Origin of the sequence: Streptomyces sp. Y1 (genome assembly GCF_041053115.1) — a bacterium.
GTDB classification, from domain to species: Bacteria; Actinomycetota; Actinomycetes; order Streptomycetales; family Streptomycetaceae; genus Kitasatospora; species Kitasatospora rubellomurina.
On the sequence record NZ_CP163445.1, the window covers coordinates 7,456,886 to 7,482,442 of the forward strand.

At 75.4% G+C, this 25,557-nt stretch carries 18 protein-coding genes; 8 read left to right on the forward strand and 10 right to left on the reverse strand.

Translation table 11 applies throughout. The annotated features are described in order from the left end of the window. Positions 1–168: 168 nt before the first annotated feature. From AB2U05_RS32335 to AB2U05_RS32360, 6 genes are all read right to left on the reverse strand, one after another. Complete coding sequence (locus AB2U05_RS32335) at positions 169–1,548, reverse strand: serine hydrolase (RefSeq protein ID WP_045693961.1); 1,380 nt, start codon at positions 1,546–1,548, stop codon at positions 169–171. 101 nt (positions 1,549–1,649) lie between these two features. Continuing rightward, complete coding sequence (locus tag AB2U05_RS32340) at positions 1,650–2,993, reverse strand: M1 family metallopeptidase (RefSeq protein ID WP_369186029.1); 1,344 nt, start codon at positions 2,991–2,993, stop codon at positions 1,650–1,652. 47 nt (positions 2,994–3,040) lie between these two features. Continuing rightward, positions 3,041–6,913, reverse strand: a complete 3,873-nt coding sequence (locus tag AB2U05_RS32345; RefSeq protein WP_369185105.1) for a Pls/PosA family non-ribosomal peptide synthetase — start codon at positions 6,911–6,913, stop codon at positions 3,041–3,043. Between the two features lie 371 nt (positions 6,914–7,284). After that, entirely contained in the window at positions 7,285–8,151 is an 867-nt protein-coding gene (locus AB2U05_RS32350; protein ID WP_369185106.1) for an NmrA family NAD(P)-binding protein, read from the reverse strand. Beyond that, positions 8,148–8,690 carry a hypothetical protein gene (locus AB2U05_RS32355; protein ID WP_369185107.1) on the reverse strand — a complete coding sequence of 181 codons (543 nt, stop codon included), beginning with the start codon at positions 8,688–8,690 and terminating at the stop codon, positions 8,148–8,150. Before AB2U05_RS32355 ends, AB2U05_RS32350 begins: the two co-directional genes overlap by 4 nt. 119 nt (positions 8,691–8,809) lie before the next feature. Next, entirely contained in the window at positions 8,810–9,331 is a 522-nt protein-coding gene (locus AB2U05_RS32360; protein ID WP_369185108.1) for a MarR family winged helix-turn-helix transcriptional regulator, read from the reverse strand. A 135-nt stretch (positions 9,332–9,466) separates the two neighbouring features. Between AB2U05_RS32360 and AB2U05_RS32365 the strand changes: the two genes are divergently transcribed. Beyond that, complete coding sequence (locus AB2U05_RS32365) at positions 9,467–10,240, forward strand: class I SAM-dependent methyltransferase (RefSeq protein ID WP_369186030.1); 774 nt, start codon at positions 9,467–9,469, stop codon at positions 10,238–10,240. A gap of 189 nt (positions 10,241–10,429) precedes the next feature. Continuing rightward, positions 10,430–11,368, forward strand: coding sequence for an alpha/beta hydrolase (locus AB2U05_RS32370; RefSeq protein WP_045710960.1), 939 nt, complete (start codon positions 10,430–10,432; stop codon positions 11,366–11,368). Positions 11,369–11,440: 72 nt separating this feature from the next. Here the strand turns inward: AB2U05_RS32370 and AB2U05_RS32375 are convergent, their stop codons facing one another. After that, positions 11,441–12,613, reverse strand: a complete 1,173-nt coding sequence (locus tag AB2U05_RS32375; RefSeq protein ID WP_369185109.1) for an FAD-dependent monooxygenase — start codon at positions 12,611–12,613, stop codon at positions 11,441–11,443. Between the two features lie 175 nt (positions 12,614–12,788). Between AB2U05_RS32375 and AB2U05_RS32380 the strand changes: the two genes are divergently transcribed. Then, on the forward strand, positions 12,789–13,370 hold the full coding sequence (locus tag AB2U05_RS32380) for a TetR/AcrR family transcriptional regulator (protein ID WP_045693971.1): 582 nt from the start codon (positions 12,789–12,791) through the stop codon (positions 13,368–13,370). Between the two features lie 39 nt (positions 13,371–13,409). On the opposite strand, the gene AB2U05_RS32385 is transcribed toward AB2U05_RS32380, so the two are convergent. Continuing rightward, complete coding sequence (locus AB2U05_RS32385) at positions 13,410–14,084, reverse strand: TetR/AcrR family transcriptional regulator C-terminal domain-containing protein (protein ID WP_045710962.1); 675 nt, start codon at positions 14,082–14,084, stop codon at positions 13,410–13,412. Between the two features lie 136 nt (positions 14,085–14,220). Between AB2U05_RS32385 and AB2U05_RS32390 the strand changes: the two genes are divergently transcribed. Both AB2U05_RS32390 and AB2U05_RS32395 read left to right on the forward strand, forming a co-directional pair. Continuing rightward, complete coding sequence (locus tag AB2U05_RS32390) at positions 14,221–14,553, forward strand: hypothetical protein (protein ID WP_369185110.1); 333 nt, start codon at positions 14,221–14,223, stop codon at positions 14,551–14,553. A gap of 214 nt (positions 14,554–14,767) precedes the next feature. Then, the gene (locus tag AB2U05_RS32395; protein WP_045693977.1) at positions 14,768–16,381 is read left to right on the forward strand and encodes an alpha/beta hydrolase; all 1,614 of its coding nucleotides are present in this window, start codon (positions 14,768–14,770) and stop codon (positions 16,379–16,381) included. A gap of 423 nt (positions 16,382–16,804) precedes the next feature. Here the strand turns inward: AB2U05_RS32395 and AB2U05_RS32400 are convergent, their stop codons facing one another. Continuing rightward, positions 16,805–17,533: an ABC transporter ATP-binding protein gene (locus AB2U05_RS32400; RefSeq protein WP_045693979.1), complete on the reverse strand. Its 729-nt coding sequence runs from the start codon at positions 17,531–17,533 to the stop codon at positions 16,805–16,807. 392 nt (positions 17,534–17,925) lie between these two features. Between AB2U05_RS32400 and AB2U05_RS32405 the strand changes: the two genes are divergently transcribed. From AB2U05_RS32405 to AB2U05_RS32415, 3 genes are all read left to right on the forward strand, one after another. Further along, positions 17,926–21,288, forward strand: a complete 3,363-nt coding sequence (locus AB2U05_RS32405) for an FtsX-like permease family protein (protein WP_369185111.1) — start codon at positions 17,926–17,928, stop codon at positions 21,286–21,288. Next, positions 21,285–24,083 carry a hypothetical protein gene (locus AB2U05_RS32410; protein WP_369185112.1) on the forward strand — a complete coding sequence of 933 codons (2,799 nt, stop codon included), beginning with the start codon at positions 21,285–21,287 and terminating at the stop codon, positions 24,081–24,083. Before AB2U05_RS32405 ends, AB2U05_RS32410 begins: the two co-directional genes overlap by 4 nt. A 175-nt stretch (positions 24,084–24,258) precedes the next feature. After that, positions 24,259–25,203, forward strand: a complete 945-nt coding sequence (locus AB2U05_RS32415; protein WP_107072903.1) for an ABC transporter ATP-binding protein — start codon at positions 24,259–24,261, stop codon at positions 25,201–25,203. Positions 25,204–25,213: 10 nt separating this feature from the next. Here AB2U05_RS32415 and AB2U05_RS32420 read toward each other — a convergent pair whose 3' ends face one another. Next, positions 25,214–25,540 carry a hypothetical protein gene (locus AB2U05_RS32420; protein ID WP_045693989.1) on the reverse strand — a complete coding sequence of 109 codons (327 nt, stop codon included), beginning with the start codon at positions 25,538–25,540 and terminating at the stop codon, positions 25,214–25,216. Positions 25,541–25,557: the final 17 nt, after the last annotated feature.

Consider the following 25,557-nt stretch of genomic DNA (forward strand, 5'->3'; position numbering starts at 1 on the left):
CACGTTGCCGCGCGGCGGAGGGCAGATGTGCAGCTGCTGAATGGGACCACCCGTGGCCTGGTGGCCATCTGCCGGGCACCGGACGCTCGTTCGCCGGGGGTGGACAACGCCCGGGAGCGTGGTGCACGGCAGGGGCGCGCGCGGCGGATGCGCGCCCCCGCCGGAGGCTCAGAGTGCGCGCCAGCCCTGCGGGTCGACGCCGCCCGGGACCGCCCCGCCCGGGCCGTACGGTTCGCGGGTGTAAACGAAGGAGCCGACGTCCAAGTGCCCGACCGTGCCGTCGGAGTTCCGGACCACCCGCAGGGTCTCGCCCGCGTAGTAGCGGTCGAGGCCGAGCCAGGTGCCGTCCGGCTGCGGCCGGAACCGCGCGGCCCGGCCGTGGTCGGCCAGCGGGGTCAACTCCAGGACGCGGCCCGGCCGCAGCCGCAGGACGTTGGGCATGGCGCCCCAGTACCAGGGGCCGGTGAGCGCCAGCAGGTCCTCGTCCACCTCGGGCAGCGGGCGCCAGGGCTCGGGCAGCCGGGGCTCGTGTTCGGCGGTGAGCGCGATCAACCGGGCGGCCAGCTGCGGGGTGTTGGCGCCGCTGGTGGCGTTGGCCAGGGCGAAGGCGGCCAGGCCGTCCGCCTCGCTGATCCAGATCCCGGCGGTGAAGCCGGGCATCGAGCCGGAGTGCCCGTACAGCACCCGGCCCTCGTGGCGGCGCAGTTGCAGGCCGAGTCCGAAGGCGGAGGTCCAGTCGGCGTCCTCCGGGCCGACGGCCGGGCGGCGCATCTCGGCGAGCGAGTCGGCGCCCAGCACCTTGTCGTCGCCGGCCGCGAGGAAGGCCGCCCAGCGGGCCAGGTCGGCGCCGGTGGACCAGAGTTGGCCGGCCGGGCCCATCAGCCCGGTGTCGGTGAGCGGTTCGGGCAGCATCACGTCGGCCCACGGGTGGACGGCGAAGCCGCCGGCGTGCGGGTGCTCGGGCAGCAGCGTGGTGCGGTCCATGCCGAGCGGCGCCAGCACCTCCCGCCGCAGCACCTCGCCCCACGGTTCGCCGCGCAGCCGCTCGACCAGGGCGCCGAGCAGCGCGTAGCCGGGGTTGGAGTAGTGGTGGCGGCGCCCGGCCGGGTGCTTGACCGGGCTCTCGGCGTCGAGCAGGTCGGCGAGTTCGGGCCGCAGCGCGCCCTCGGTCCGCTCCCACCACGGCGGGGGCGTCTCGGCGGCGAGCCCGGCGGAGTGCGCGAGCAGCTGGGCGACGGTGGCCGCGTCGGCGGGGGTGCCGGGCAGGTGGCGGCCGAGCGGGTCGCCGAGGTCGAGCAGGCCCTCGTCGCGCAGCCGCAGCACCAGGACGGCCACGAAGGTCTTGGTGAGCGAGCCGATCCTGAACTGCACGTCCGGGGTGGGCGCGTGGCCGTCGATCATGCTGCGCGCGCCGCTCCAGACCAGCTGCCCGTCCCGGACCACGCCGGCCACCACGGCGGGCGCGCGCCCCTCGGACTGGGCCAGCGCGACCTGGTGCAGCAGCGCGCGGCGGGTGCCCGGCAGCAGCTCGGCGGGCAGCTCGGTCATGTGTTCTTCGAAACTCGTCGGCATGGGACCGGACAGTAGCCCAGCCCGGCCGGGGAGTCGGCCGATTAACCGTCAGCCCCGCCCGGCCGGGGGCCTGACCGTCAGCCCGGCAGCGGCGGCAGCTCCGGCCGGTGCAGCCAGGCCTCGAACAGCGGGCCGAGCGGCACGGCGGTGTACCGGGCCGCGTGCGCGAGCAGGTCCTCGGTGCCCACGACGCCGTGCCGGTGCACGGCCGTCCAGTCCCGCAGCATGGCGAAGAACGCCTCGTCGCCGAGCGCGCGGCGCAGCGCGTGCACGGCGAGGCCGCCGCGCTGGTACAGCCGGTCGTCGAACATCAGCCTGCGGCCCGGGTCGGCCAGCCGGAGGTCCTGCGGCAGGCCGGCCAGCAGGCGGTGCGCGGCGGCCGCGTGGACGGCCGCCGCCGGGCCGCCGGCGTGCTCGGACCAGAGCCACTCCGCGTACTTGGCGAAGCCCTCGTTGAGCCAGATGTGCCGCCAGTCGGCGATCGACACGCTGTTGCCGAACCACTGGTGGGCCAGCTCGTGCGCGATCAGCCGCTCGCGCTCCCAGCCGCCGCCGAGGTGGTTGGTGCCGAAGGTGGCGACGCCCTGCGCCTCGACGGGGACGTCCAGCTCCTCGTCCGCGACGACCACCGCGTACTCGCCGAAGGGGTACGGCCCGAACGCCTCGCCGAAGTAGGACATCATCGCGGGCTGCCGGGCGAAGTCCCGGGCGAAGTCGGCGGCCAGCCGCTCCGGCACGAAGCCGGTCTGCGGCACGTAGCCGGCCTGCGGGGCGGCCGGCCGTTCGGTCAGCGGCACCGGCCGGTACGGCCCGATCGAGACCGTCACCAGGTACGGCGAGGTCGGTGCGCTCTGCTCGTACACCCAGGTGGTGCTGGACGCCCGGGTGGTGCGGGTCAGCAGCCGGCCGCTCGCCACCACGGTGAACGGGGACGGCGTGGTGACCGACAGCTGGTAGGAGGCCTTGTCGGCGGGCCGGTCGTTGCACGGGAACCAGGACGGCGCGCCGACCGGCTGACTGGCCACCAGCGCGCCCTCCGAGAGCTCCTCCCAGCCCAGGCCGCCCCACGGGCTGCGCACCGGGCGGGGGTTGCCGGTGTAGTGCACCTCGACGGTGAAGGCCGCGCCCGCCGCCAGTGCCTTGGCCGGGCGCACCCGCAGTTTGCCGCCGCGGTGGGTGTAGCGGGCGGCCTTGCCGTCGACGAGCACCCGGCCGATCCGGAACTCGGCCAGGTCGAGCGCGAACTCGGCCAGCGCGACGTCGGCCACCGCGGTCAGCCGGGCCGAGCCGGCCAGTCGGTTGGGCCCGGGCCGGTAGTCGACGGCGAGTTCGTAGCGGTGCACCCGGTAGCGGTGGTCGCCGCTGGTCGGGAAGTACGGGTCCGGGGCGCCGGCGGCGGCCGGGGCGGGCTTGGGCTTCACGGGGGCGGGCGCTTCCTGCGGGCCGGGACGGAAGGTCTCGGGGGTGGTCACGACGTGGCCTGCCACGCCTCGATGGGGTTGCCCAGCCACCGCGTGTCGGCCGGGACGGACTCGGCGCGCATCACCAGCGAGGCCGGGCCCAGCGTGCTGCGCGCGCCCACCGTGCTGCCGGGCAGCACGATCCCGCCCGGGCCCAGGGTGGCGCCCTCGCGGAGGACCACAGTATCCATCCGCATGATCCGGTCGTGGAAGAGGTGGGTCTGCACCACGCAGCCCCGGTTGATGCTCACGCCGTCGCCGAGGGTGACCAGGTCCGCCTCCGGCAGCCAGTAGCTCTCGCACCAGACGCCCTGCCCGATCCGCGCGCCCAGCGCCCGCAGCCACAGGTTCAGCACCGGCGTGCCCGGCACCGCGCCGACCAGCCACGGCACGGCCAGCACCTCGACGAAGGTGTCGGCCAGCTCGTTGCGCCACACGAAGCCGCTCCACAGCGGGTGCTCCACCGCCCGGAACCGCCCGACCAGCAGCCACTTCGCGGCCACCGCGACCAGGCAGGCCGCGCCGCCCGCCGCCAGCAGCACCAGGCCGGAGAGCAGCGCGGCGAGCAGGACGGAGCCGTCCGCCAGCCAGGACAGCGCCGCCACAGTCAGCAGGCCCAGCGCCCCCGAGGCCAGCACCGGCAGCAGTCGGGCGAGCTCGACCAGCCCGCGCGCCCACAGCAGCCGGGTCGGCGGCTCGTACGTCAGGCTCTGGTCCGCCTCGTCGGCGGCGCGCGGCAGCCGCACCGGCGGCATGCCCAGGTACGAGCTGCCCTTCTTCGCCTTCGCCGGCGTCGCCGACAGCACGCCCACCAGGCCCCGCTTGGGCACCGAGCGACCCGGCGCGGTCATCCCCGAGTTGCCGAGGAAGGCCCGCTCGCCGACCTTCGCCTCGCCCAGGCGCATCCACCCGCCGCCCAGCTCGTAGGGCGCGATCAGGGTGTCGTCGGCCAGGAACGCGCCGTCCCCGACCGTGGTCAGGCTGGGCAGCGCCAGCACCGTGGACACCTCCGCGCCCCGGCCGACCCGCATCCCCAGCGCCCGCAGCCACCACGGCGTGACCAGCCCGGCGTACAGCGGGAACAGCACCTCGCGGGCCCGGTCCATCAGCTGGGTGACGGTCCACGCCTGCCAGCTGACCCGGCCCTGCAGCGGGTGCACCCCGGGCACCAGGCCGATGCTCAGCAGCCGGACCAGCGCGACCAGCTGCGCCGCGTACACCGCGCCGTACGCCAGGGTGGCGGGCAGCAGGCCGAGCAGCGCGCCGCCGAGCGCCGGGCCGAGGCCCGCGCCCTGGTCGACGAAGCGGGAGAGCACGGCCAGCGCGGCCGTGGCGGGCAGCACCGGGAGCAGGCCGAGCAGGGCGTCGCCGGCGCCGTACACCGCGGCCCAGGCGGGCCGGCGGACCGGGGGCTCCTTCGGCCAGGACCACTCGGCCCGGCCCAGCTTGCCGGCGGGCGCGCCGCCCCAGCGCTGGCCGGTCGGCACCTGGCCGGTGACGCTGGAGCCGGGCAGCACCTGGGCGCGCTTGCCGACCCGGGCGCCGGGCAGCAGCGTCGACCGGGTGCCGACCACCGCGCCGGCGCCGACCTTGAGCTGGCCGACCTCCAGCCGGTCGCCGTCCAGCCAGTAGCCGCACAGGTCGACCTCGGCCTCGACGGCGCAGCCCCGGCCCAGCTTGAGCATCCCGGTGACCGGCGGCAGCGAGTGGAGGTCCACCTCCTTCGCGACCTTGGCGCCCAGCAGCCGGGCGTAGGGGACCAGCCAGGCGCCGGACAGCTCGGTGGCGCCGCTCAGCTCGGCGAGCCGCTCGGCCGCCCACAGCCGCAGGTGCACGGCGCCGCCGCGCGGGTAGCTGCCGGGGCGCAGGCCGCGCAGCAGCAGCCGGGCGCCGCCGGCCCCGATCGCGAGCCGGCCCGGCGCGCTGTACAGCGCCAGCGCGCCCGCGCCGACCGCCCACCAGGAGGCGGTGGGCGCCCACGGGTAGTCGCCGAGGTGGGAGAGCAGGTTCCCGGCGGCGAGCAGCGCGACCGTCCAGCGCAGGCCGACCACCGTGAACAGCGGGATCAGCAGGAGCAGCTGCAGCAGCTTCGCCCTGGTCGGCACCAGGGTGACGGTCCGGGCCTCGCCGCTGTCGGCGGCGGTGCGCTCCAGGTGGCGGGCCAGCTTGCGCAGCGTCGGGTGCTGGTAGACGTCCAGCACGGCGGCGTTCGGGTAGCGGGTGCGCAGCAGGGTGGTCAGCCGGGCGGCGGCCAGGCTGCCGCCGCCGATCGCGAAGAAGTCGTCGCGCGGGCCGCCGACCTGGACGCCCAGGATCTCGGCCCACTGCTCGGCCAGCCAGGCCTCGGTGCCGTACAGCCGTTCGCTCGGTCCGGCGGCCTCCAGCTCGGGCAGCGGCCAGGGCAGGGCATTGCGGTCGACCTTGCCGGAGGTGCGGGTGGGCAAGGTGTCGACGGGCGCGAGCAGCGGCACCAGGGCGGCGGGCAGCTCGGCGCGCAGCCGCTCGACGGCCTGCTCGCGGTCGAAGCCGTCCTGCACGACCAGGTAGCCGACCAGCAGCTGGTTGCCGCCGCGCGCCGTCCGCACGGCGGCGGCCGCGCCGGCCACCCCGGGCAGCGCCTGCAGCGCGGCGTCCACCTCGCCGAGCTCGATCCGGCGGCCGCCGAGCTTGATCTGCTCGTCGGTGCGGCCGAGGAACAGCAGGCCGGCCGGGTCGGCCTGGACCAGGTCGCCGCTGCGGTAGGCGCGCTCCCAGCCGAGCGAGGGCAGCGGCGCGTACTTCTCGGCGTCCTTCTCCGGGTCCAGGTAGCGGGCCAGGCCGACGCCGCCGATCACCAGCTGCCCGGCGGCGCCGGGGGCGACGGGCTCGCCGGCCTCGTCGACGACGGCGAGGTCCCAGCCGTCCAGCGGCAGGCCGATCCGGACCGGGCCCTCGCCGGTCAGCAGGGCCGCGCAGGCGACCACGGTGGCCTCGGTCGGGCCGTAGGTGTTCCACAGCTCGCGGCCCTCGGTGACCAGCCGCTGCACGAGTTCGGGCGGGCAGGCCTCGCCGCCGAAGATCAGCAGCCGGACCTCGTTCAGCGCCTCGGCCGGCCACAGCGCGGCCAGCGTCGGCACGGTGGAGACCACGGTGATCTCCTGCTCGGCCAGCCACGGGCCGAGGTCGGCGCCGCTGCGGACCTGGGAGCGGGGGACGGGCACCAGGCAGGCGCCGTGCCGCCAGGCCAGCCACATCTCCTCGCAGGAGGCGTCGAAGGCGACGGACAGGCCGGCCATCACCCGGTCGCCGGGGCCGATCGGCTCGTCCTGGAGGAACAGCGCGGCCTCGGCGTCCACGAACGCGGCGGCGTTGCGGTGGGTGACGGCGACGCCCTTGGGCTTGCCGGTCGAGCCGGAGGTGAAGATGATCCACGCGTCGTCGGTCGGGGCGGGGCGGTGTTCGGCGGCGGGTTCGCGGGTGCCCGTGGTGGTCAGGGCGCGCTCGGCGCCCAGGACGGCGGCGACCTCGGCCTCGCCGAAGACCAGTTGGGCGCGCTCCTCCGGGTCCTCGGCGTCCACCGGCACGTAGGCGGCGCCGGCGGCGAGCACGGCGAGGATCGACACGTACAGGTCGTTGGTGCCCGAGGGCACCCGCACGCCCACCCGGTCGCCCGGCCCGATCCCGGCGGCGGCCAGCCGGCGGCGCAGCCGCTCGACCTCGGCGGCCAGGGCGCGGTAGCTGAGCACGGCGCGCCCGTCGTCCAGGGCCGGCTCGTCGGGGTGGGCACGCACGGTGGCGTCCAGGACGTCCACCAGGGTGCGCGGCGCGGCGGCCGGGCGGCCCGGGAACAGGGCGCGCGGCCCGGTGCTGTGCTGCTGCTCGTGGTGCGGTTCAGCGGTCATGGCGGACCCTGCGCTCCTCGTCCTCGCCCCGTGCGATCGATGCCCGGCCCGTGGGGACGGTGGGAGCACTCTCCGTGACGGGGTGACCCCACTCCGGGGCCGGAGCGGACAACCTGACCGATGGTAGACCCGGCCTCCGGGCCCGGCAGGAGCGGGAACTCGGCCCAACTCGGCCCGGAACGGCCGAATCTGACGACACATCAGTCAACAAGTGATGCCGGGTTACTCCGATGTGACGAAGCATCAGTCGAGTTGACGGATCGTCAGGTCGAAATCCGGATCGTGATCCATCCCACAGTGAATGCTGCTCCTTTCGGGTGGCGGGCCCGGCGTTTCGGCCATCTGCCGGGCCCGCCACGCCGCGGCGGCGATCAGCGGAAGTGGTGCACGTGCTCGCCGAGGAAGGCCTCCAGGGTGCGCGGGGAGCGGCCGGTGAGGCGGGTGAAGGTGCCGTCCGGCGCCTCCGGGCGGGCCACCGCGAGCTGCTGGATCTCCACCACGTGGGAGGCCAGCCAGTCCGGCATCCCGGCCCGGGCGACCAGGTGGGCGTGCAGCGCGGACGGGCTCAGCGCGAGGTGGTGGACCGGGCGGCCGAGCAGTTCGCCCAGCAGCGCGGCCAGCTCCGGGTGGCTGTACGCCTGGCCGCCGGTGAGCGGGTACGCGCCGCCGGCGAGCTCCGGGCGGGTGAGCACCTCGGCCGCGGCGTCGCCGACGTCCCGGACGTCCACGTAGTTGCACCGGGCCCCGCCCGTCGCGCTGGGGATCAGCCCGGAGGCGGCGATGCCGGGCGCCTGGAGCAGCAGCTTCTGCATGAAGGCGTACGGCCGCAGGACGGTGGTGCGGATGCCGGAGGCGCGCAGCCGCTCCTCGACCAGGTGGTGGCCGCGGGAGACGGCGACGGGGGAGTCCGGTTCGGCGGCCGGGGCGGAGATCTTGACGACGTGCTCCACGCCGCAGGCGACGGCCGCGTCGATCGCGTTCCGTTCGTACCGCACCTGCTGCGGGCCGTTGGTCATGGTGAGGAGGAGCTGGTGCGCGCCGCGGAAGGCCGCGCGCAGGGAGGCCGGGTCGGCGGCGTCGGCGGGGACGGTCTCGGTCCGGGCGAGCGTGCCGTCGTCGAGCGCGGCGGCCAGCCGGGCGGGGTCGCGGCTGAGGGCGCGGCTCGGTGTGCCGAGGGCGGCGAGGCTGCGCAGGGTGGCGCCGCCGGTGGCGCCGGTGGCGCCCATGATGACGATCATGCGGACCGCCTTTCGGGTCGGGTGGTGCTTGCGGCTGAGATCGGACTCGGGCTCGGGCTCGGACTCGGACTCGGACTCGGGGTCGGGGTCGGGGGCGGTGTGCGGCGGGTCGGCCGGGTGCCGCGCCAGCGCCAGGTGACGACCGTGCCGGCGATCGCCGCGGAGACCGGCAGGTCGACCGGCAGCCGGCGGGGCCAGGGGCTGTCGGCGAGGGCCGGCAGGTGCGGGAGCCAGTGCGCGGCCGCCAGTCCGGCGGCGAGGCCGAGGGCGGCGGCGACCAGGCCGAGGGTGGCGGCCGCGAGCGCGCGCGGGGTCCGGGGCGGCCGGGCGCGGACCGGTCGGCGGCGCAGGACGGCGCCGAGCAGCGCGGCCACCAGCGCGGAGGTCCCGCCGATGGTGGTCAGCGCGGCCACCGCCAGCTGGTGCTGTTGGCTGACGGCGCCGCCGAGGCCGGCCGTCACGGCGGGCATGGCGTAGGAGGCCAGGACCTCCCGCCGCAGGACGAAGCGCGGGGGCGCGCCGGGGGCCTTCTTGCTCATGGTGCTCCTCTGGTGAGCTCAGCTGATTAGGCGCCTAAGTATTTATGCTTAGGTGGCTAACTATGGGGGTGAAGGAGAGGCGGGCCGTCCGGGGGCGGCCCGCCACGGGTTCGGTCGGATCAGTCGGTGGTCAGTGCGTCGATGCCCGCCACCACCCGTGCCAGCAGGTCCAGGAAGGTGGCGCGCTCCTCGGTGGAGAGGCCGCCGACCATGGCCTGCATCCGGGCGAAGTGCTCGGGCGCGAGCTCGCGCAGCCGGTCGGCGCCGCGCGCGGTGAGGATCACCACGTTGCCCCGCCCGTCCTCGGTGGACGGCCGGCGGGCCACCAGGCCCTCCCGTTCCAGGCCGTCGACCAGGCCGGTCACGGTCGCGCGGGAGACGCCGAGGCTCGCCGCGAGCTGGGACGGCGACTTCTCGCCGCCGTGGTCCTCCAGGTCGGACAGCAGCCGGTAGCGGCCGGTGGAGAGTCCGAAGCGGCCGAAGTGCACCTCCCCGGCCTGCCCGATCCGGGCCCCCGCCGTCATCAGCCGGGCCGCGACCAGGACCGCCTGCGGGTCGGCCGTCAGGCCGTAGCGGGCGATCTGGCGGCGGGCCTGATCGAGGCTGGGTGCGGCCGGATCGGCCTCGGGGTGCTGCGTCATGGAAGTACTATGGCGCCTAATCAGATCCTCGGCAAGTGGCGCCCACCGTTCCCCGCCCCCGCTAGGGTGTCGGCAGGATCCGGAACAGGGGGAGGGCGGACCGTGACGGGTGAGTTCGACGCGCACGAGCGGCGGATGTGGGCGGGCGCGGCCGAGGCGTACGCGGGGAGCTTCGCCGCGCTGTGCGGAGCGACGGCCGAGGCCCTGCTGGACGCGGCCGAGGTCGGCGCCGGGACGCGGGTGCTGGACGTCGGCACCGGGCCGGGCACCGTCGCGGCGGCGGCGCTGGCCCGGGGCGCCGAGGTCGTGGCCGTGGACGCCGAGCCGGGCATGGTGGCGCTGGCCGCCGCGAACGCCCCGGGCGCGGAGGTCCGGCACGCGGTGCTCCCCGGGCTCCCCCTCCCGGACGGCTCGTTCGACGCGGTGGTGGCCAACTTCGTGGTCAACCACGTGGAGGACCCGGGGGCGGCGCTGACCGAACTGCGCCGGGTCGCCCGACCGGGCGGGCGGCTCGCGGTGACGATCTGGGCCCGGACCGGCAACGAGGGGATGTCCCTGTTCGACCGGGCGCTGGACGAGGCCGGTGCGCAGCGTCCGGTGTTCGCGGCCCGGCCGGTGGACTTCGACCGGACCGTCGAGGGCCTGCGCGGGCTGCTGGAGCGGGCGGGCTGGGCCGATGTGGCCGGCGGCGAGCTGGCCTGGACTCACCGGGCGGACCCGGAGGTCTGGTGGTCCGGGCCCGCCGGCGGCGTGGCCAACATCGGCCTGGTGGTGACCGGGCAGACGCCCGAGGTGTTCGCCCGGATCAAGTCCGCCTACGACCGGCTGGCGGCCGAGCAGGTGGCGGAGGACGGCCTGCTCGACCTTCCGGCCCTGGCACTGCTGGCCTCCGGCCGGTGCGACGCCTAAGAGATCGTGCGACGCCTAAGGGATCGCTCGGAGTCCTTCGGGAGCCGGCCTCGCCCGGGCCGGTGGTCGGAGGCGGGCCCGGCCGCGCTTCGCGGGCTCCCGGGCGGTCCGGCCGGACTGCGACCGGCGGCGCGTGGCGCGAGGATGGGGTGGGGATGTCGGGGCGCGAGCCGAGAGGGATGCGCGATCATGGCGATGGACCCGGGCATTGAGGCGCTGCTCCACCGGTTCGGCCTCGACGGTCCGCCGCCGGCGGCCGCACCCACCGTGGAGCAGATGCGGGCCGGCAACCGGCAGCTGTCCCTCGCGGTCGCCCCCGACCCGCCCCTGGCCGTCGGCTCGGTCGCGGACGACACGCTCGCGGGCGTTCCGGTCCGCGTCTACCGGCCCGAGGGCGGGGGCCCCGGGCCCACGGTCCTGTTCATCCACGGTGGCGGCTGGATCGTCGGCGACCTGGACACGCACGACAACGTCTGCCGCCGCCTGTGCCGCGACATCGACGCCGTGGTCGTCAGCGTCGGCTACCGCCTCGCGCCCGAGCACCCGTTCCCGGCCGGCTACGACGACTGCCTGGCCGTGGCCCGCCATGTCGCCGCCACCCTCTCCCGGTTCGGCGCGGGCACGCTCGCCCTGGCCGGGGACAGCGCCGGTGGCAACCTCGCCGCAGCGGTGGCGCTGGCGCTGCGCGATGCCGGCACGCCGGTCGCGGCCCAGCTCCTGGCCTACCCCGCGACGGACCTCAGCGGCCGGACCGACTATCCCTCGATGGCCGAGAACGCCACCGGGTACCTGCTGACCGCCGCCGAGTGCCTGCACGACATCGAGCTCTACACCGGTGGCGACGCCGCCACCAAGGCGGACCCCCGGGTGTCCCCGCTTCTCGCCGACCACAAGGGACTCGCTCCCGCGGTGATCGGTGTCGGCGAACACGATCCGCTGCGCGATCACGGGATCGCGTACGCGGACGCGCTGGCCGCTGACGGGGTCCCGGTCCGTCAGCACGTCTACCCCGGACTCATCCACGGCTTCCTCAACTACGACAGCGTCGTCCCCGCTGTCGAGACCGCCGTGGCGCAGCTGTACGGCGAGTTCCGGGACTTCATCCACGCCGACCGGACGGCTGGGTGACGACGACTCTTCCGGGTGGTCGGTCGAGGAAGGGGCTGTCCCCGACCGGGGCAGCCCCTTCGGGGGTGGTGTCTAGGCGGCGCGCTCCCCGATCCGGGGCGGGGTCCAGTCGGCGTGGCGCAGGACGGTGCGCATCATCGCGCCGGGCGGGGTGAGGCGGATCGCGGCGTTGCGCAGGCCGACCGCGAGCGGGTTGGTCAGCTGCTGGCCCATCCGGCCCGCGCGGCGGGCGTCCCGGGCCACGGTCTGGCTGCGCGGACGGCGCTGTGCGTCGTAATGGACGAGCCCGCCCTCGACCGTCCGGCTGTCGGCGACGGCTGCCGCCAGGGTCACGGCGTCCTCCAGGGCCTGACAGGCGCCCTGGCCGAGGAACGGGGTCATCGCGTGCGCGGCGTCGCCGAGCAGGGCGATCAGGCCGACCGCGTACGAGGGCAGCGGGGTGGCCAGCTCGTGGATGTCGTGGTGGAGCACCGCCTCCGGGAGGGTCGCGGCGAGCAGCGCCGGGACGGGCTCGTGCCAGCGGGCGAAGCGGCGGCGGAGCACGGCGAGCGGGTCCGGGTGGCGGAGCCCGGCCGGGGCGTTCAGGACGGCGTGCCACTCGGCCCGGCCGTCCGGGAAGGCGATGTGGCCGAACTCGGCGCCGTGGCCCCAGGTCAGCTCGAAGTCGCTGGTCAGGCCCTCGATCGGGCGGTCGGTGATCGCCCGCAGGACCGTCGAGCCGCTGTACACCGCGCCCGGGTGGCCGGGGAAGAGCCCGCGCCGGATGCGGCTGTGGATGCCGTCCGCGGCCACCACGAGGTCCGCGTCGAGGGTCGTGTCGCCGAAGCGGACCCGGGGGCGGTCGGGAGTTCCGGTCACCTCGGCCGGCTCCCCGCTGATCACCAGGGCCCCGGCGGGCAGGGCCTCGCGCAGGATGCGGTGCAGGTCCGCGCGCGGGATGCCGACGATCGGGGCGCCCAGTTCGCGCTCCAGCGCCCGGCCGTCCATCGCGGCCAGGCGGCGGCCGTCCGGCGTGCGGGTGCCGCCGGTGTACTGGCGGCGGGAGGCCGCCTCGATCCGCTCGCCGACCCCGAGGGCGGCGAGCGCGCGCATCCCGTTGGCGGCGAGCGAGATGCCGGCGCCCGCGTCGTCCAGGACGGCGGCCCGCTCGACCACGGTGACGTCCCACCCCGCCAGGCGGAGGCCGATCGCGGCCGCCAACCCGCCGATGCCGCCCCCGACCACCACCGCGCTGCTGCTGCTCATGCCCGGTCCTTCCCGTGTTGCGACGCTTGTTTTCTACAGCTGTAGAAGCCGTGGAAGGAGCGTACTCCGGGCTTACCGGCCGGTGATCGAGGGGGTGGGGTCGAGCGGAGCCGCCGGCTCCGCCGCGTCGGGGGCGGGTTCCGCTAGGGGCGGGCGGTGCCGGTAGAAAGGGGGCATGCGGCGAGACGAGGTGCGGGGTGCGGGGCGGGCGGACCGGCGGACGGTGCTCGCGGACGCGGCGATCGGGGTGCTGGCCGACGCCGGTGTGCGCGGACTGACCCATCGGGCCGTCGACGCGGCGGCCGGGCTGCCGATCGGCACCACCTCGGCCTACCTGCGGACCAGGCAGGCGCTGCTGACCGCGCTGGTGCGGCGGCTGGTGGAGCTCGACCAGGGCGAGCTGCAGGCCGCGGGGGAGCGGGTGGCGATCCGCTCGGCGGAGGAACTGGCCGGAGGCATCGGCGAGTTGATGCGGCAGCGGCTGACCGGCGAGGGGCGGCGCCGCTCGCTCGCGCGCTACGCCTGCGCGGTGGAGAGCGTGCGGGATCCGGAGCTGCGGGAGATCCTCGTCCCCCGGGAGAACGCGGGCCGCGCCGCCGTCCGGGCCTTCCTCGCCGGGCAGGGGGTGGCGGACCCGGACGGACGGACCGCCACCCTGCTGGCGTGCGTCGACGGCCTGGTCTTCGACCGCCTGGTGGGCGGGGGAGAGGTGCGGGCCGAGGAGATCGAGGGGCTGGTGGCGGCCGCCCTGCGGTAGGGCCCGCCCCGCCGGGCGCCGGCCGAACCGCCGGACGGTTCAGCCGGCGTCGCCCCGGGCGCGGTCGAACTCGGCGGCGTAGCCCGCGAGCAGGATGGCCAGGGTGCGGTGGAAGCGGGCCTCCTGGTCCAGGCCCGCGCCGGTGCTGAAGGCGCGGGCGAGGTGGGGGTGGGTGTCCGCGTCCAGGGTCGCGAGCTGTTCGGGGGCGGGCTCGGTGCCCTCGTGGTACGGGGTCCGGCCGGCCTCGGCCAGGGTGTGGCCGAGGGTCCACTGCACGACGGAGTTCAACACGTCGATGGCGTCGGCGAGTTCGACACCGCTGTCGACGAGCACGGTGATGCCGCGTTCGAGCAGGGCCGTCGCGGCGGGGGTGGCGACCGGTCGGGTGGCGAGGACGGTGAGCATGCCCGGGTGGGCGAGCAGCATCCGGCGCAGGGCGACGGCGAAGTCCCTGACGGTCTCGGTCCACGGGCCGGCGGGCTCGGTGAACAGGTCGCCGGCGGACAGCTCCAGGAGGCGTTCGGCCATGCCGTCGAGCAGGGCGGCCTTGCTGGGGACGTAGTAGTAGAGCGTCATGCCCTCGACGCCGAGCGCCGCGCCCAGTTTGCGGTTGGAGAGCGCGGCGAGGCCGTGCTGGTCGACGTGGGCGAGGGCGGCGTCGATGATCTTCTCGCGGGTCAGCCCCGACCGGGGGCGGGTGCGTCGGCCGGTCATCTGCGGTGTCTCCTCGGGTCGGTGACGGCCCCTCGGGTCGCGACGGAAGGGATCTTGACAAGTTTTGCACTGCAAGAGAACACTAGTCGACGTCAGCTTCTTGCAGTGCAAGAATTTCAATCGGGGAGGAAACGACATGCGACTGATCGCCGTGATGGTGCGCAAGCTCAACGAGGGCGTCTCGTACGAGGAGTTCCGCAAGGCGTGGATCCCGGACGAGGTCATCGCCGACGACCCGCGCACCAAGGTGATCTCCGCCACCGCGCTGGAGGACTCGCGGGAGCTCATGACCGTCGCGCTGATCGAGGGGGACCACACTCCGGAGTCCATGGGGGAGTGGATGGAGAAGATGGCTCCGATCGAGGCGCGCCGCTACGAGCGGATCAAGGACCTGGTCGGCCCGCCGACCCTGAACGCGGTCTACCAGGTGCAGGCCGAGGACAACCTCTCGCAGCAGATCACCGCCTGACGGCGACTCAGTAGACGGTCGGCCGGCGGGCGTTTCGGATGAGCTCGACCCGAATGAGCGCCCGTCGGGTCAATCACCCGTCAAGCCCGGTCATTCACAGAATAATCAGGTTCGTTTAAGACTGCTCATAGAAGGATTTGCTAGGCCGCAAGGTCTTCACACGGAGATCTTCGACTGACAGGCTGGGGCCGCCCTTTCCCACGGAGGAGGTTCCTTGTCCCGCATATCCACGGTGGCCGGCGCCGTCGCTGTCGCGCTCGCCCTCGTCACCGGCACCGCCGTCGCCGCGTCCGCGGCGCCGATCGACCAGGCGCCGGGCACGGCCGAGGCGAAGGTCGACCCCGTCGACTGGAAGCCGTGCAACCCCGACCCGACCAAGCCGGACCCGGGCGGTTACGACTGTGCCGTTTATCCGGTGCCGCTCGATTACGACAACCCGGACGGCGAGAAGGTCGGCATCGCCATGATGCGGCACCGGGCGAGCGACCCGTCCAAGCGGATCGGCTCGCTGTTCATGAACCCGGGCGGCCCGGGCGGCAGCGGGTACCTGTGGGCCACCACCACCCGCTTCGGCGACGAGGTGCGCTCGAAGTTCGACCTGGTCGGCTTCGACCCGCGCGGGGTGGCCCGGAGCAACCCGCTCAAGTGCTTCAAGACGCAGGAAGACGCCGACGCGGTCAACAACCGCATGGTCGGCGTGCCGGTCACCAAGGCCGAGATCGCCGACACCCTGGACGCCGACCAGGACTACACGGACGCCTGCAGCAAGAACGCCGGCCCGCTGATCGAGCACATGTCGACCATCAACGTGGTGCGCGACCTCGACCGGATGCGCCGCGCCGTCGGCGACTCCCAGCTGACCTTCGCGGGCTTCTCCTACGGCACCCTGATCGGCGCGACCTACGCCAACATGTACCCGAACAAGGTGCGCGCGATCATCGTCGACGGCAACGTCGACCCCAACCTGCGCCTGCACAACGGCCTGGAGTACGACCGCCAGCGCGCGGGCGGCTTCGAGCTGGCCCTGGACGAGTTCCTGAAGCGCTGCCAGACCGCCGGCGCCCCGCGCTGCGCCTTCGGCGAGGGCGACACCCGGGCCAAGTTCGACGAGCTGCGCGACCACCTGCGGACCAGCCCGGTCACGCTGCCGAGCGGCAAGAAGGTCACGCTGAGCAGCTTCACCAGCGAGGTGGCCAGCGCGCTGTACTCGCAGGCCAAGCTGGCACCGCTGGCCAAGTCGCTGCAGGCCTCCTACCAGGCGATGAACCCGGCCCCGGCCGCCCTGGTGGCGCCGAAGGCGGCCGCCGCGGACGCCGACGCCGACCTGCTCTCCGTCGAGGTCCCGCGCGCGCTGCGCGAGGCCCCGGCCGACTCCGAGTACGCCGGTGACGACTCCTACATGGGCGTCAACTGCCAGGACAAGCCGTACCCGTCGAACGACAAGGTGTTCGCGAACGTCGCCAAGACGTGGGAGCAGGAGGCGCCGACCTTCGGCCGCTACCAGGCCTTCGACGCGCCGGCGTGCGCGAGCTGGCCGGCCCCGGCCCGGGACGCCGAGCGGTTCAAGGGCCCGTGGAACAAGAAGACCTCGAACACCGTCATGGTGATCGGGAACCTCTACGACCCGGCCACCCAGTACAAGTTCGCCCAGCGGATGCAGCAGGAGCTGGGCAACGCGGTGCTGGTCAGCGTCGACTCGATCGAGCACTGCGCGGTCGGCCGCAGCAAGCCGCTGAACGCGCTGGTCACCCGCTACCTGGTGGACGGCACCGCGCCGCAGCCGGGCCAGCTGCTGAAGCCGGACCTGGAGATCTTCCCGGCGGTGTGACGGACGACGGCGTGAAGCGGGCCCCGCTCGACCGGGGCGCGTGAGGACGGATGTGGTGGCCGGCGGTACTGCCGGCCACCACATCGGCGTTTTCGGGGGCACGGCCGAGCGGAATGCGGAGCGGATCCATCGGAAGATCGTCATCGAACCTCCTGGGCGCGGTGAACCGTCGACGGATTTCCATCCGTTGTCGGCGGGCTTTCGGTGAGTTGTTTTGGCAAGTTGTTCGGCGAGTTGTCGGCGACCATAACAAGGGCCACTGACAATCGACCTCCCCGAGGACCGCGGAACGCTTCACCGCCGGAACGCGAATGTCCCGGCCGCGACGGCGACCGGGACATTCGCGAGGAAACGAGGAAACGAGGAAACGAGGAAACGAGGAAGCGAGGGCGTGCGGAAAGCCGGAAAAGCGAACGCGCCGGCCTAGGCGGCCCGTTCCGCGGGCTCCTCCTCGACGATCCGCCCGTCCCGGAGCTCGATCACCCGGTCGGCGAGCCCCATCAGCGTCGGGTCGTGGGTGGCGACCAGCACGGTCACGCCCTCGCTGCGCACCACCGCGCGCAGCAGCTCCATGATCGAGCGGCCGGTCTCGGAGTCCAGCTGCCCGGTCGGCTCGTCGGCGATGATCAGCGCCGGCTCGTTGGCGAGTGCCCGGGCGATGGCGACGCGCTGCTGCTGGCCGCCGGAGAGCTCGCCCGGGCGCTGGTTGGCGTGGTCGGCCAGTCCGACGAGGGCGAGCAGGGTGTGCGCGCGCTCCTCGCGCTCGGCGGGCGCGACCTTGCGCAGCCGCATCGGCACGCCGACGTTCTCGGCGGCGGTGAGCATCGGGATCAGGCCGAAGGACTGGAAGACGAAGCCGATCCGCTCCCGGCGCAGGGCGAGCCGGCCGTCCTCGTCGAGCCCGGCGAGGTCGGTGCCGTCCAGGGCGATGCTGCCGCCGGTCGCCGTGTCCAGACCGCCGACCAGGTTGAGCAGGGTGGTCTTGCCGGAGCCGGACCGGCCCTTGAGCGCGGTGAGTTCGCCGCGGCCGATGGTGAAGGAGACCCCGCGCAGGGCGTGCACGGCCCGGTCGCCCGTACCGAAGCTGCGCCGGAGGTCGGTCACGGTCACCATCGGCGTGGTGCTGGCGTCGGCGGCCTGGTCCTGCGTCATGCGGCGTCCCCCTGTGGGCGTGTCTGTCCGGCTCTACGGCTGGGGCGGCTCCGCGGGTTCACGCGCCCGGGAGGGAAATCCGCGGAGGCGTGACGCCCCCTCCCGGGGAGGGCGGCGGGGCCGTACTTATGAGGTGTCCATGGCGTATTGGCGGCGGCCCTGCGCGAGGGTGCTTCCAATGAAAGGAATTTGCTCACTACTTACTTGTTTCGCGCAAGTCCCTTCCGTTTCCGGATCACATCTGACAGCATCGTCCGCTATCCGGTGATCAAATGCCGGAGTTCACCGCATCGGTATGCCCGAAGAGTGTCCATCTGTGGCCGAGTCGTGCTCGGATCGGATCGATGGGCGGGCCGGGATCGTTACCGGAGAAGTCCCGGGGGAGGAACCTGATGCTCGGCTTCGTCGTGCGTCGACTGCGCGGGCGACTGCCGCTGGCCGCCGCCGTCCTGCTCGCGGTCCTGATCACCACGGCCGTGCTGACCGCGCTGGTGGCGTTCAACGCCAGCGTCGGCCAGGCCGGCCTGCGGCAGTCGCTGCAGGGTCAGGGCCACACCCGCACCACCGTCGTGGTCACCGCGGAGCACGGGCTCGACACCCGGGCCAAGGACGAGCAGGCGCTGGCCGACTACCGCGCCGCCCTGTTCGGGGACCTGCCGGTCCGCACCGACACCCTGCTGCGCAGCCGCTCGTACGGCCTGCCGGCGGCCGGCGGCGCTGCCAACGCCGCGCCCGCCGCGTCCGCCCCCGCGGCCCCCGCCGCGTCCACCCCCGCCACCCCCGCCGGTCCGGGCCGCGACGCGCAGCCCGACCTGACCGTCCTCGCCGACCTCGACCGCGCCAAGGTCCGCCTGGTCGCCGGCGCCTGGCCCGCCGCCGCCACCGCGCCCGTCCGCTCCGCCGCCCCCCAGGCCGCCGTCCCGCAGGCCCTGCTCGCCCGGCTCGGCCTGACCGAGCGGTCCCTGCCCGCCGACGTCCCCCTCGCGGACCGGCTGGGCGGCGACCAGCTCACCGTGCGGATCACCGGCGTCTACCGGGCGATCGACCCGGCCGACCCGTACTGGCGCACGGACCCGGTCGGCGGCCGCGAGGTCGACATCCGCGCGTTCACCACCTACGGCCCGATGATGGTCGACCAGAGCGCCTTCACCGCCGCCGGACTGGTGCAGAGCAGCCGCGGCTGGGTGCTCGACGCCGACTTCGGGGGCATCGACCAGCCGACCGCCGAGGCGATCGGCGACCGCGCCCAGCGCCTCGGCGACGAGCTGCGGACCCGGGCCTCGCTCAACTCCCAGACCGAACTGCCCGACGTCATGCACGAGTTGTCCTCCGGCATGATGGTCGCCCGGACCACCCTGCTGATCGGCGCCCTGCAACTCGCCGTCCTCGCCGCGGCCGCCCTGCTGCTGGTCGTCCACCTGATCGCCGCCCGGCAGGAGGGCGAGAACGAACTGCTCGCCGCCCGCGGCGCCTCGGGCGCCCGGCTCGGCGCCTTCACCGGCCTCGAATCGCTGCTGCTCGCCCTGCCCGCCGCGCTGCTCGCGCCGCTGCTGACCCCGCTCCTGGTCCGCGCCCTGGCCGGCTTCGGCACCGGCCACCAGGTGCACCTGGACACCGGCATCAGCTGGACGCTCTGGCCGGTCGCCCTGCTCTGCGCGCTCGCCTCCATCACGCTGGCCACCGTGCCCGGCCTGCTGCGCGGCGCCGGCGCCGCCCTGCGCCGCAAGGCCGGCCGCCGCCAGGCCGTGGTCTCCGGCATCGCCCGCAACGGCGGCGACCTCGCCGTGCTCGCCCTGGCCGCGCTCGCCTACCAGCAGCTCAGCCAGTACGGCAGCGGCATGTCCGCCGACTCCTCCGGCGACCTGGGCGTGGACCTGCTGCTCGTCGCCACCCCGACCCTCGCGCTGTGCGCCGGCACCCTGGTGGTGCTGCGCCTGCTGCCCTTCGCCGCCCGGCTCGGCGCCCGGACGGCCGCCCGCGGCCGCGGCCTCGGCCCCGCCCTGGTCGGCTGGCAGCTGGCCCGCCGCCCCGCCCGCGCCACCGGGCCCGTGCTGCTGCTGGTGATGGCCGTGGCCACCGGCGTCCTCGCCCTCGGCCAGCACGCCACCTGGACCGGCTCGCAGCGCGACCAGGCCGCCTTCGGCACCGCCGGCGGCCTGCGGATCACCGGCTCGCACAACGCGGTGATGGGCCAGGGCGGCCGCTACGGGGCCCTGCCCGGCGGCGACCGGATCGTCCCCGTCGTCCGCGAGGAGCAGTCGCTGCCGAACGGCAAGGGCCAGCTGCTCGCCGTCGACGCCAAGGCCTTCGCCGAGCGCGTCCCCGTCCGCGACGACCTGCTGGACGGGCACGGCCGGGACGAGCTGTTCGCGCCGCTCGCCGAGCCCGCCCCCGCCGGGGCGGCCGCCGGACTGCCGCTGCCCGGCCGCCCGCTGCGGATCGACGCCGACCTGACCGTCAGCCAGGCGGAGCGGCCCCAGCAGGGCTTCGGGTCGTTCTCCCTCGCCGTCCACCCCGAGGTCCGGCTGCTGCTGCGCGACCGCTTCGGCTTCGTGCACAAGGTCCCGTTCCCCACCCTGCCGTTCGACGGCGACGTGCACGCCTCGGTCGCGCTCGGCCCCCTGGTCGACGCCCCGGTCGGCGCGGCCGCCGCGCCGCTGACCGTGGTCGGCGCGACCGTCACCTTCAGCGACCGGATGGACGGCGTCGTCACCGTGCACCGCCTCGCCGTCTCCGACACCGCGGACGGCCCCGCCACCGCCGTCCCCGTCCCCGCCGGCTTCGGCTGGACCGCGACCTCCCCCGCCGTCCGCGCCTCCGGCGCCACCGGCGCCGCCGCACCCGGCCCCGCCGCCCGCCTCGACCCGGAGACCACCGACGCCGACCGGCTGTTCAGCCTCCGGTACCGCTTCGCCAACGGCGTCGGCAGCAGCCTGCGGGCCATCCTCGCCCCGGCCGGCGCGACCGCCCCGACCGCCGTCGGCGGCGTCGCCACCCACGACTACCTGCGCACCATCGGCGCCGGCGTCGGCGACACCGTCCAGGTGCCGTTCTCCGGGGCCGTGCTCCCGGTCAAGGTCACCGCCGCCGTCGAGGCCGTGCCGGTGGCCGGCCGCAGCGCCCTGGTCGTCGACCTCGGCACCGCCGCCCGGCTGCTCGCCGCCCAGGGCAACGACCTGCCCACCCGCACCGAGTGGTGGCTGCCCGCCACCGGCCCCGGCGACCGGACCCCCGCCGAGGCCGCCGCCGCCCTGCGCGCCGCCCCCGGCGCCCAGGACCTCCAGCTCGACGACGAGACGGCCGCCGCCCTGCTCGACGACCCGGTCGGCGCCGCCCCGCAGAGCGCGCTGCTGGTCATCGCGATCGTCACCGCCGTGCTCGCCGCCATCGGCTTCGCCGCCGCCGCGGCCGGCTCCGCCCACGAGCGCTCCCGGGACTCCGCCCTGCTGTTCGCCCTCGGCGCCCCCCGCCGCCAGGTCGCGCGCACCGTCGCCGCCGAACAGGCGCTGCTGGTCGCCCTCGGCGGCGCGGTCGGCCTCGCCCTCGGCACCCTGCTCGTCCGCCTCATCGTCCCGTACGTGGTGCTCACCTCCGCCGCCCGCCGGCCCACGCCCGAGGCGCTGGTCGAACTGCCGGTGGGCCGGACACTGCTGCTCACGGCCGCGATCGCCGTCGTCCCGCTGCTGTCGGCCTTCCTCATCGGACGCCGCCGTCGAGACGTGGCCGCCCGGCTGCGCCACGTGGAGGAGATGTGACCACCGAGGCCGGCACCACCGTGCCCACCCCCCGGGCCGACCACCGGCCGGCGCCCTGGGTCCGCACCCGGCTGCGCGCCACGCCGCTGGCCGCCCTGCTCATGGCGGCGCTCGCGTTCGTCACCGTCTTCCTCGCGGCCGCCTTCCCGCGGCTGTCGGACCGCAGCACCGACAGCGCGCTGCGCGAGTTCACCCGCAGGATCGGCGTCAACGCGACCAGCCTGGAGGCCGTCGCCCAGGCCGCCCCCACCGAGGCCGCCGCCGACCTGCGGGCGACGCGGGACCGGCTGGTCGGCGAGATCGGGCCGAACCTGCGGCTCAGCCAGGACGGCCAGGTCCACGGCATCCGGGTCAAGCAGGACCGCGGGATGTGGAACAAGGGCTACGCCCGGCTCTCCGAGGACTCGCCGCCGGTGCTCGGCCTGCTCTACCTGAACGGCCTCACCGAGCACGCCGCCCTCACCGCCGGCAGCTGGCCCGCCGCCGGCGCCGGGCCCGTGCAGATCGCGGTCAGCGCGGAGTCCGCCGCCACCATCGGCATCAAGCTCGGCGACGTCGTCGACGGCGGGAACCTCGGCACCGGCCCGATCACGGCCACCGTCGTCGGCCTCTACCGCGTCGACGACCCGCAGGACCCGCTCTGGGAGAACCTCGGCTGCCCCGTCCGGGCCTGCCTCGACGGGACGCCCAGCAAGCTGCACTGGCGCACCACCGGCTTCGTCGCCGGCGACGCACTGCCGCAGCTGCTCAGCTGGGGCGGCGGCGGACAGGACTTCTGGCGGCTGCCGGTCGACACCGGCGCGCTGCGCGCCGACCAGCTCGACCGGACCCGCGACACCGTCGCCTCCTACCTGGCCGGCCGGGGCGCCGGCACGCTCGCCCGGGTCACCAACCGGGCGGACCTGCACGTCGTCTCCCAGCTGCCCGACGTCCTCCAGCGGGCCCGCGCCCGCCAGCAGGCCGTCGCGCCGCTGTCCGCGATCGGGCCGGTCGGCGTCGCCGGTGTCGCCACCGTGGTGCTCTGCCTCGCCGCCGCCCTGAGTGCCGACCGGCGCACCGGCGAGATCCGGCTGCTGCGGGCCCGCGGCGGCTCGCGCGGCGGCGTGCTGCTGCGGCTGCTCGGCGAAGGCGCGGTCACCGTGCTGCCCGCCGCCGCGCTCGCCACCGCACTCGCCCTGGTGCTGCTGCCCACCCCCCGGTGGGGCAACGCGGTGCTCGCCGCGCTGGCCGCCACCCTGCTCGCCCTGCTGGCCTTCCCCGCCCGGGCCGCGCTGCTCCGGTCCCGGCCGCGGGCGGCCGGCGGCCGGCGCCGCCTGGTCGGCGAACTCGCCGTGCTCGCCGTCACCGCGGCCGCCGTGGCCGAGGTCCGCCGCCGCGGGGTCGCCGCGAGCGGCGCCGACCTGGACCCGCTGCTGGTGCTCGCCCCATTGCTGCTCGCGCTCAGCGGCGGCCTGGTGCTGGCCCGCGTCCAGCCGCTCCTGGTCGGCCGGTTCGCCGCGCTCGCCGGGCGCGGCCGGGGCCTGATCGGCTTCCTCGGGCTCGCCCGCGCCGCCCGCGACAACTCCGGCCGCCGCCGGCCGTCCGTGCTGCCGCTGCTCGCCCTGCTGATCGCCGTCTCCACGACCGGCTTCGGCGCCACCGTCCTCGACACCGTCGACCACGCCCGCACCCGGGCCGCCCGGCTCGCCACCGGCGGGGACGCGGCCGTCACCGTCCCGATCTACGCCACCCTGCCCGAGGCCTTCACCAAGGCCGCGGGCGAACTGCCCGGCGTCGACGCGGCCACCGGCCTGTGGGTCGAGCCGACCGCCCTGTTCATCGGCGGCGACGGGGACACCACCAAGGCCGTCCTGGTGGTCGCCGAACCGACCGCCTACGCCGAGATCGCCCGCAGCCTCGGCGCCGGCGCCTTCGACCCGGCGAAGCTCGCCGGCACCCCCGGCGGCCCGGACACCCCGGTGCCCGCCCTGTTCAGCCGCGACCTCGCCAAGCGGCTCGCCACCGGCCCCGCCCGGGTGCGCACCCCCAACGGGGGCCAACTGCGCACCACCGTCGCCGGAACGATCGCCCGCACCCCCGCCCTGCCCGACCCGGGCCAGCCCTTCGTGGTCGTCCCGGCCGGCCCCGCCGCCGAGCGGCTGCCCGAGCTGAAGCGGACCAACAAGTGGATCGCCACCGGCGACATCGACCCCGGGCAGCTGCGCGGCCTGGTCGCCGAGCACGGCCTGACCGCGGCCACCGGCATGGCCAAGCTGATCGGCGACGTCGCCCAGGCGGCCGGCAAGTCCAGCGACGGACTGCCGCCCGGCTACGCCGTGCACAGCAGCCGGGAGGCCGCCGCCGCGCTCGCCGACGACCCGCTCCAGCGCGCGGCCGGGTCGATGTTCTGGTACGCGGGCCTCGCCGGCGGCGGATTCGCCCTGCTCGCCGTCCTGCTGACGCTCCTGCGGGCCGCCCCCGACCGCACCGCGCTGCTCGCCCGGCTGCGCACCATGGGCCTGCGGCCGCGCCAGGGGCTGGCGCTGATCGTCGCCGAGACGCTGCCGCAGACGCTGGCGGCGGCGGTCGGCGGCGGGCTGGTCGCCCTGGCGGCGGTCGCGCTGATCGGGTCGGCCTTCGACCTCTCGGCCCTGGTCGGCGCCAAGGTCGCCGAGACGCTGGAACCGGTGGTCACGCCGGTGCTGCTGCCCACCGCCGGACTGGCGCTGGTGGTCTGCCTCGGCGTGCTGCTGGAGACGGCGATCTCCGGGCGGCGCCAGATCGCCACCGAACTGCGGGCGGGGGAGCAGGCATGAGGCCCGCGCGGCCGTCCGGGCCGAGCGGACGGACGGCTCCCCACGAGATGAAACGCAAGCGCAAGCGGACAGTGCCGACAGCGCGGACAACGCGGACAACGCGGACAGTCGAGACAGGAGACGCCAGGTGAGGACCACCCCCCAGGAGGAGCGCCGGGCCGCCGAGGCCCCCAGCCTGCAGGAGCTCCGGCAGCGGGCCCTCGCCGCCGCCGCGCCCAAGGCGCACGGCGCGGACGCCGCCATCGTCTGCGACCGGCTGGTACGGATCTTCAGCGCCGAGGGCGTCGAGGTGCAGGCCCTCCAGGGCCTCGAACTGACCATCCAGCAGGGCGACCTGGTGGCCCTGGTCGGAGCCTCCGGCAGCGGCAAGTCGACCCTGCTGACCATCCTCGCCGGGCTCGACGTGCCCACCGCCGGCACCGCCACGGTGGCCGGCCGCGACCTGCTGGAGATGTCCGCCAAGGAGCGGCTGCGCTACCGGCGCGAAGTGGTCGGCTTCATCTGGCAGCAGACCGCCCGCAACCTGCTGCCCTTCCTCACCGCCGCCGAGAACATCGCCCTGCCCATGCAGCTGCGCGGCCGCCGCTCCGGAGGCCTCGGCGCGAAGCAGCAGACCGCCCGGGTCGCCGAGTTGATGGAGGCGCTGGAGATCGGCGACCTCGCCCGCCGGAAGCCCGGCGAGCTGTCCGGCGGCCAGCAGCAGCGGGTGGCGATCGCGGTGGCGATGGCCAACAACCCGCCCGTGCTGCTCGCTGACGAGCCCACCGGCGAGCTGGACTCCGAGACCGCCGGGGTGATCTTCGAGTCCTTCCGCACCGTCAACCGGGAGCTGGGCGCCACCGTCGTCATCGTCACCCACGACCCGATGGTCGCGGGCGAGGTCCGCCGCACGGTCGCGATCCGGGACGGGCGCACCAGCAGCGAGGTGCTGCGCCGCACCGTGACGGACGAGCACGGCGAGGAGTCGATCAACGAGCGCGAGTACGTGATGCTGGACCGCACCGGGCGGGTCCAACTGCCGGTCAAGTTCCTGGAGGCGCTGGGGATGGAGCACCGGGTCGCCGTCGACCTCGCGGCCGACCACATCGAGGTCCGGCCGGACGACCTGGCGGGGCACTGACCGCTGACGGTCAGTCCTCGCCGCCCGTCCGCGGGAAGAGGCCGCTGCCCTCGGCGTCCGTACGGAGGCCGAGGGCGTCGCGGTCGGCGCGCGGGGTGTGCGGAGTGCGCGGGGTGTCGGGGGTGCGCCGGGCGTACGGGGTGCGCCGCGCGCGCGGGGCGTGCCGGGTGGGGGAGGTGCAGTGGGCGAAGACCAGCAGGGCGCCGGCCGCGCCGGCCAGGATGCCCAGCGCGGTCAGGACGCGTAGCCAGGTCATGGTGGTGCCTCCGGGGGACGGTGCGAGGGAACGCCGCCGCAGCTGTATCGGCAGTTCGGCCCGCACGGTCGAGCTGTCCACGCCGGTTCTTCCCGCCG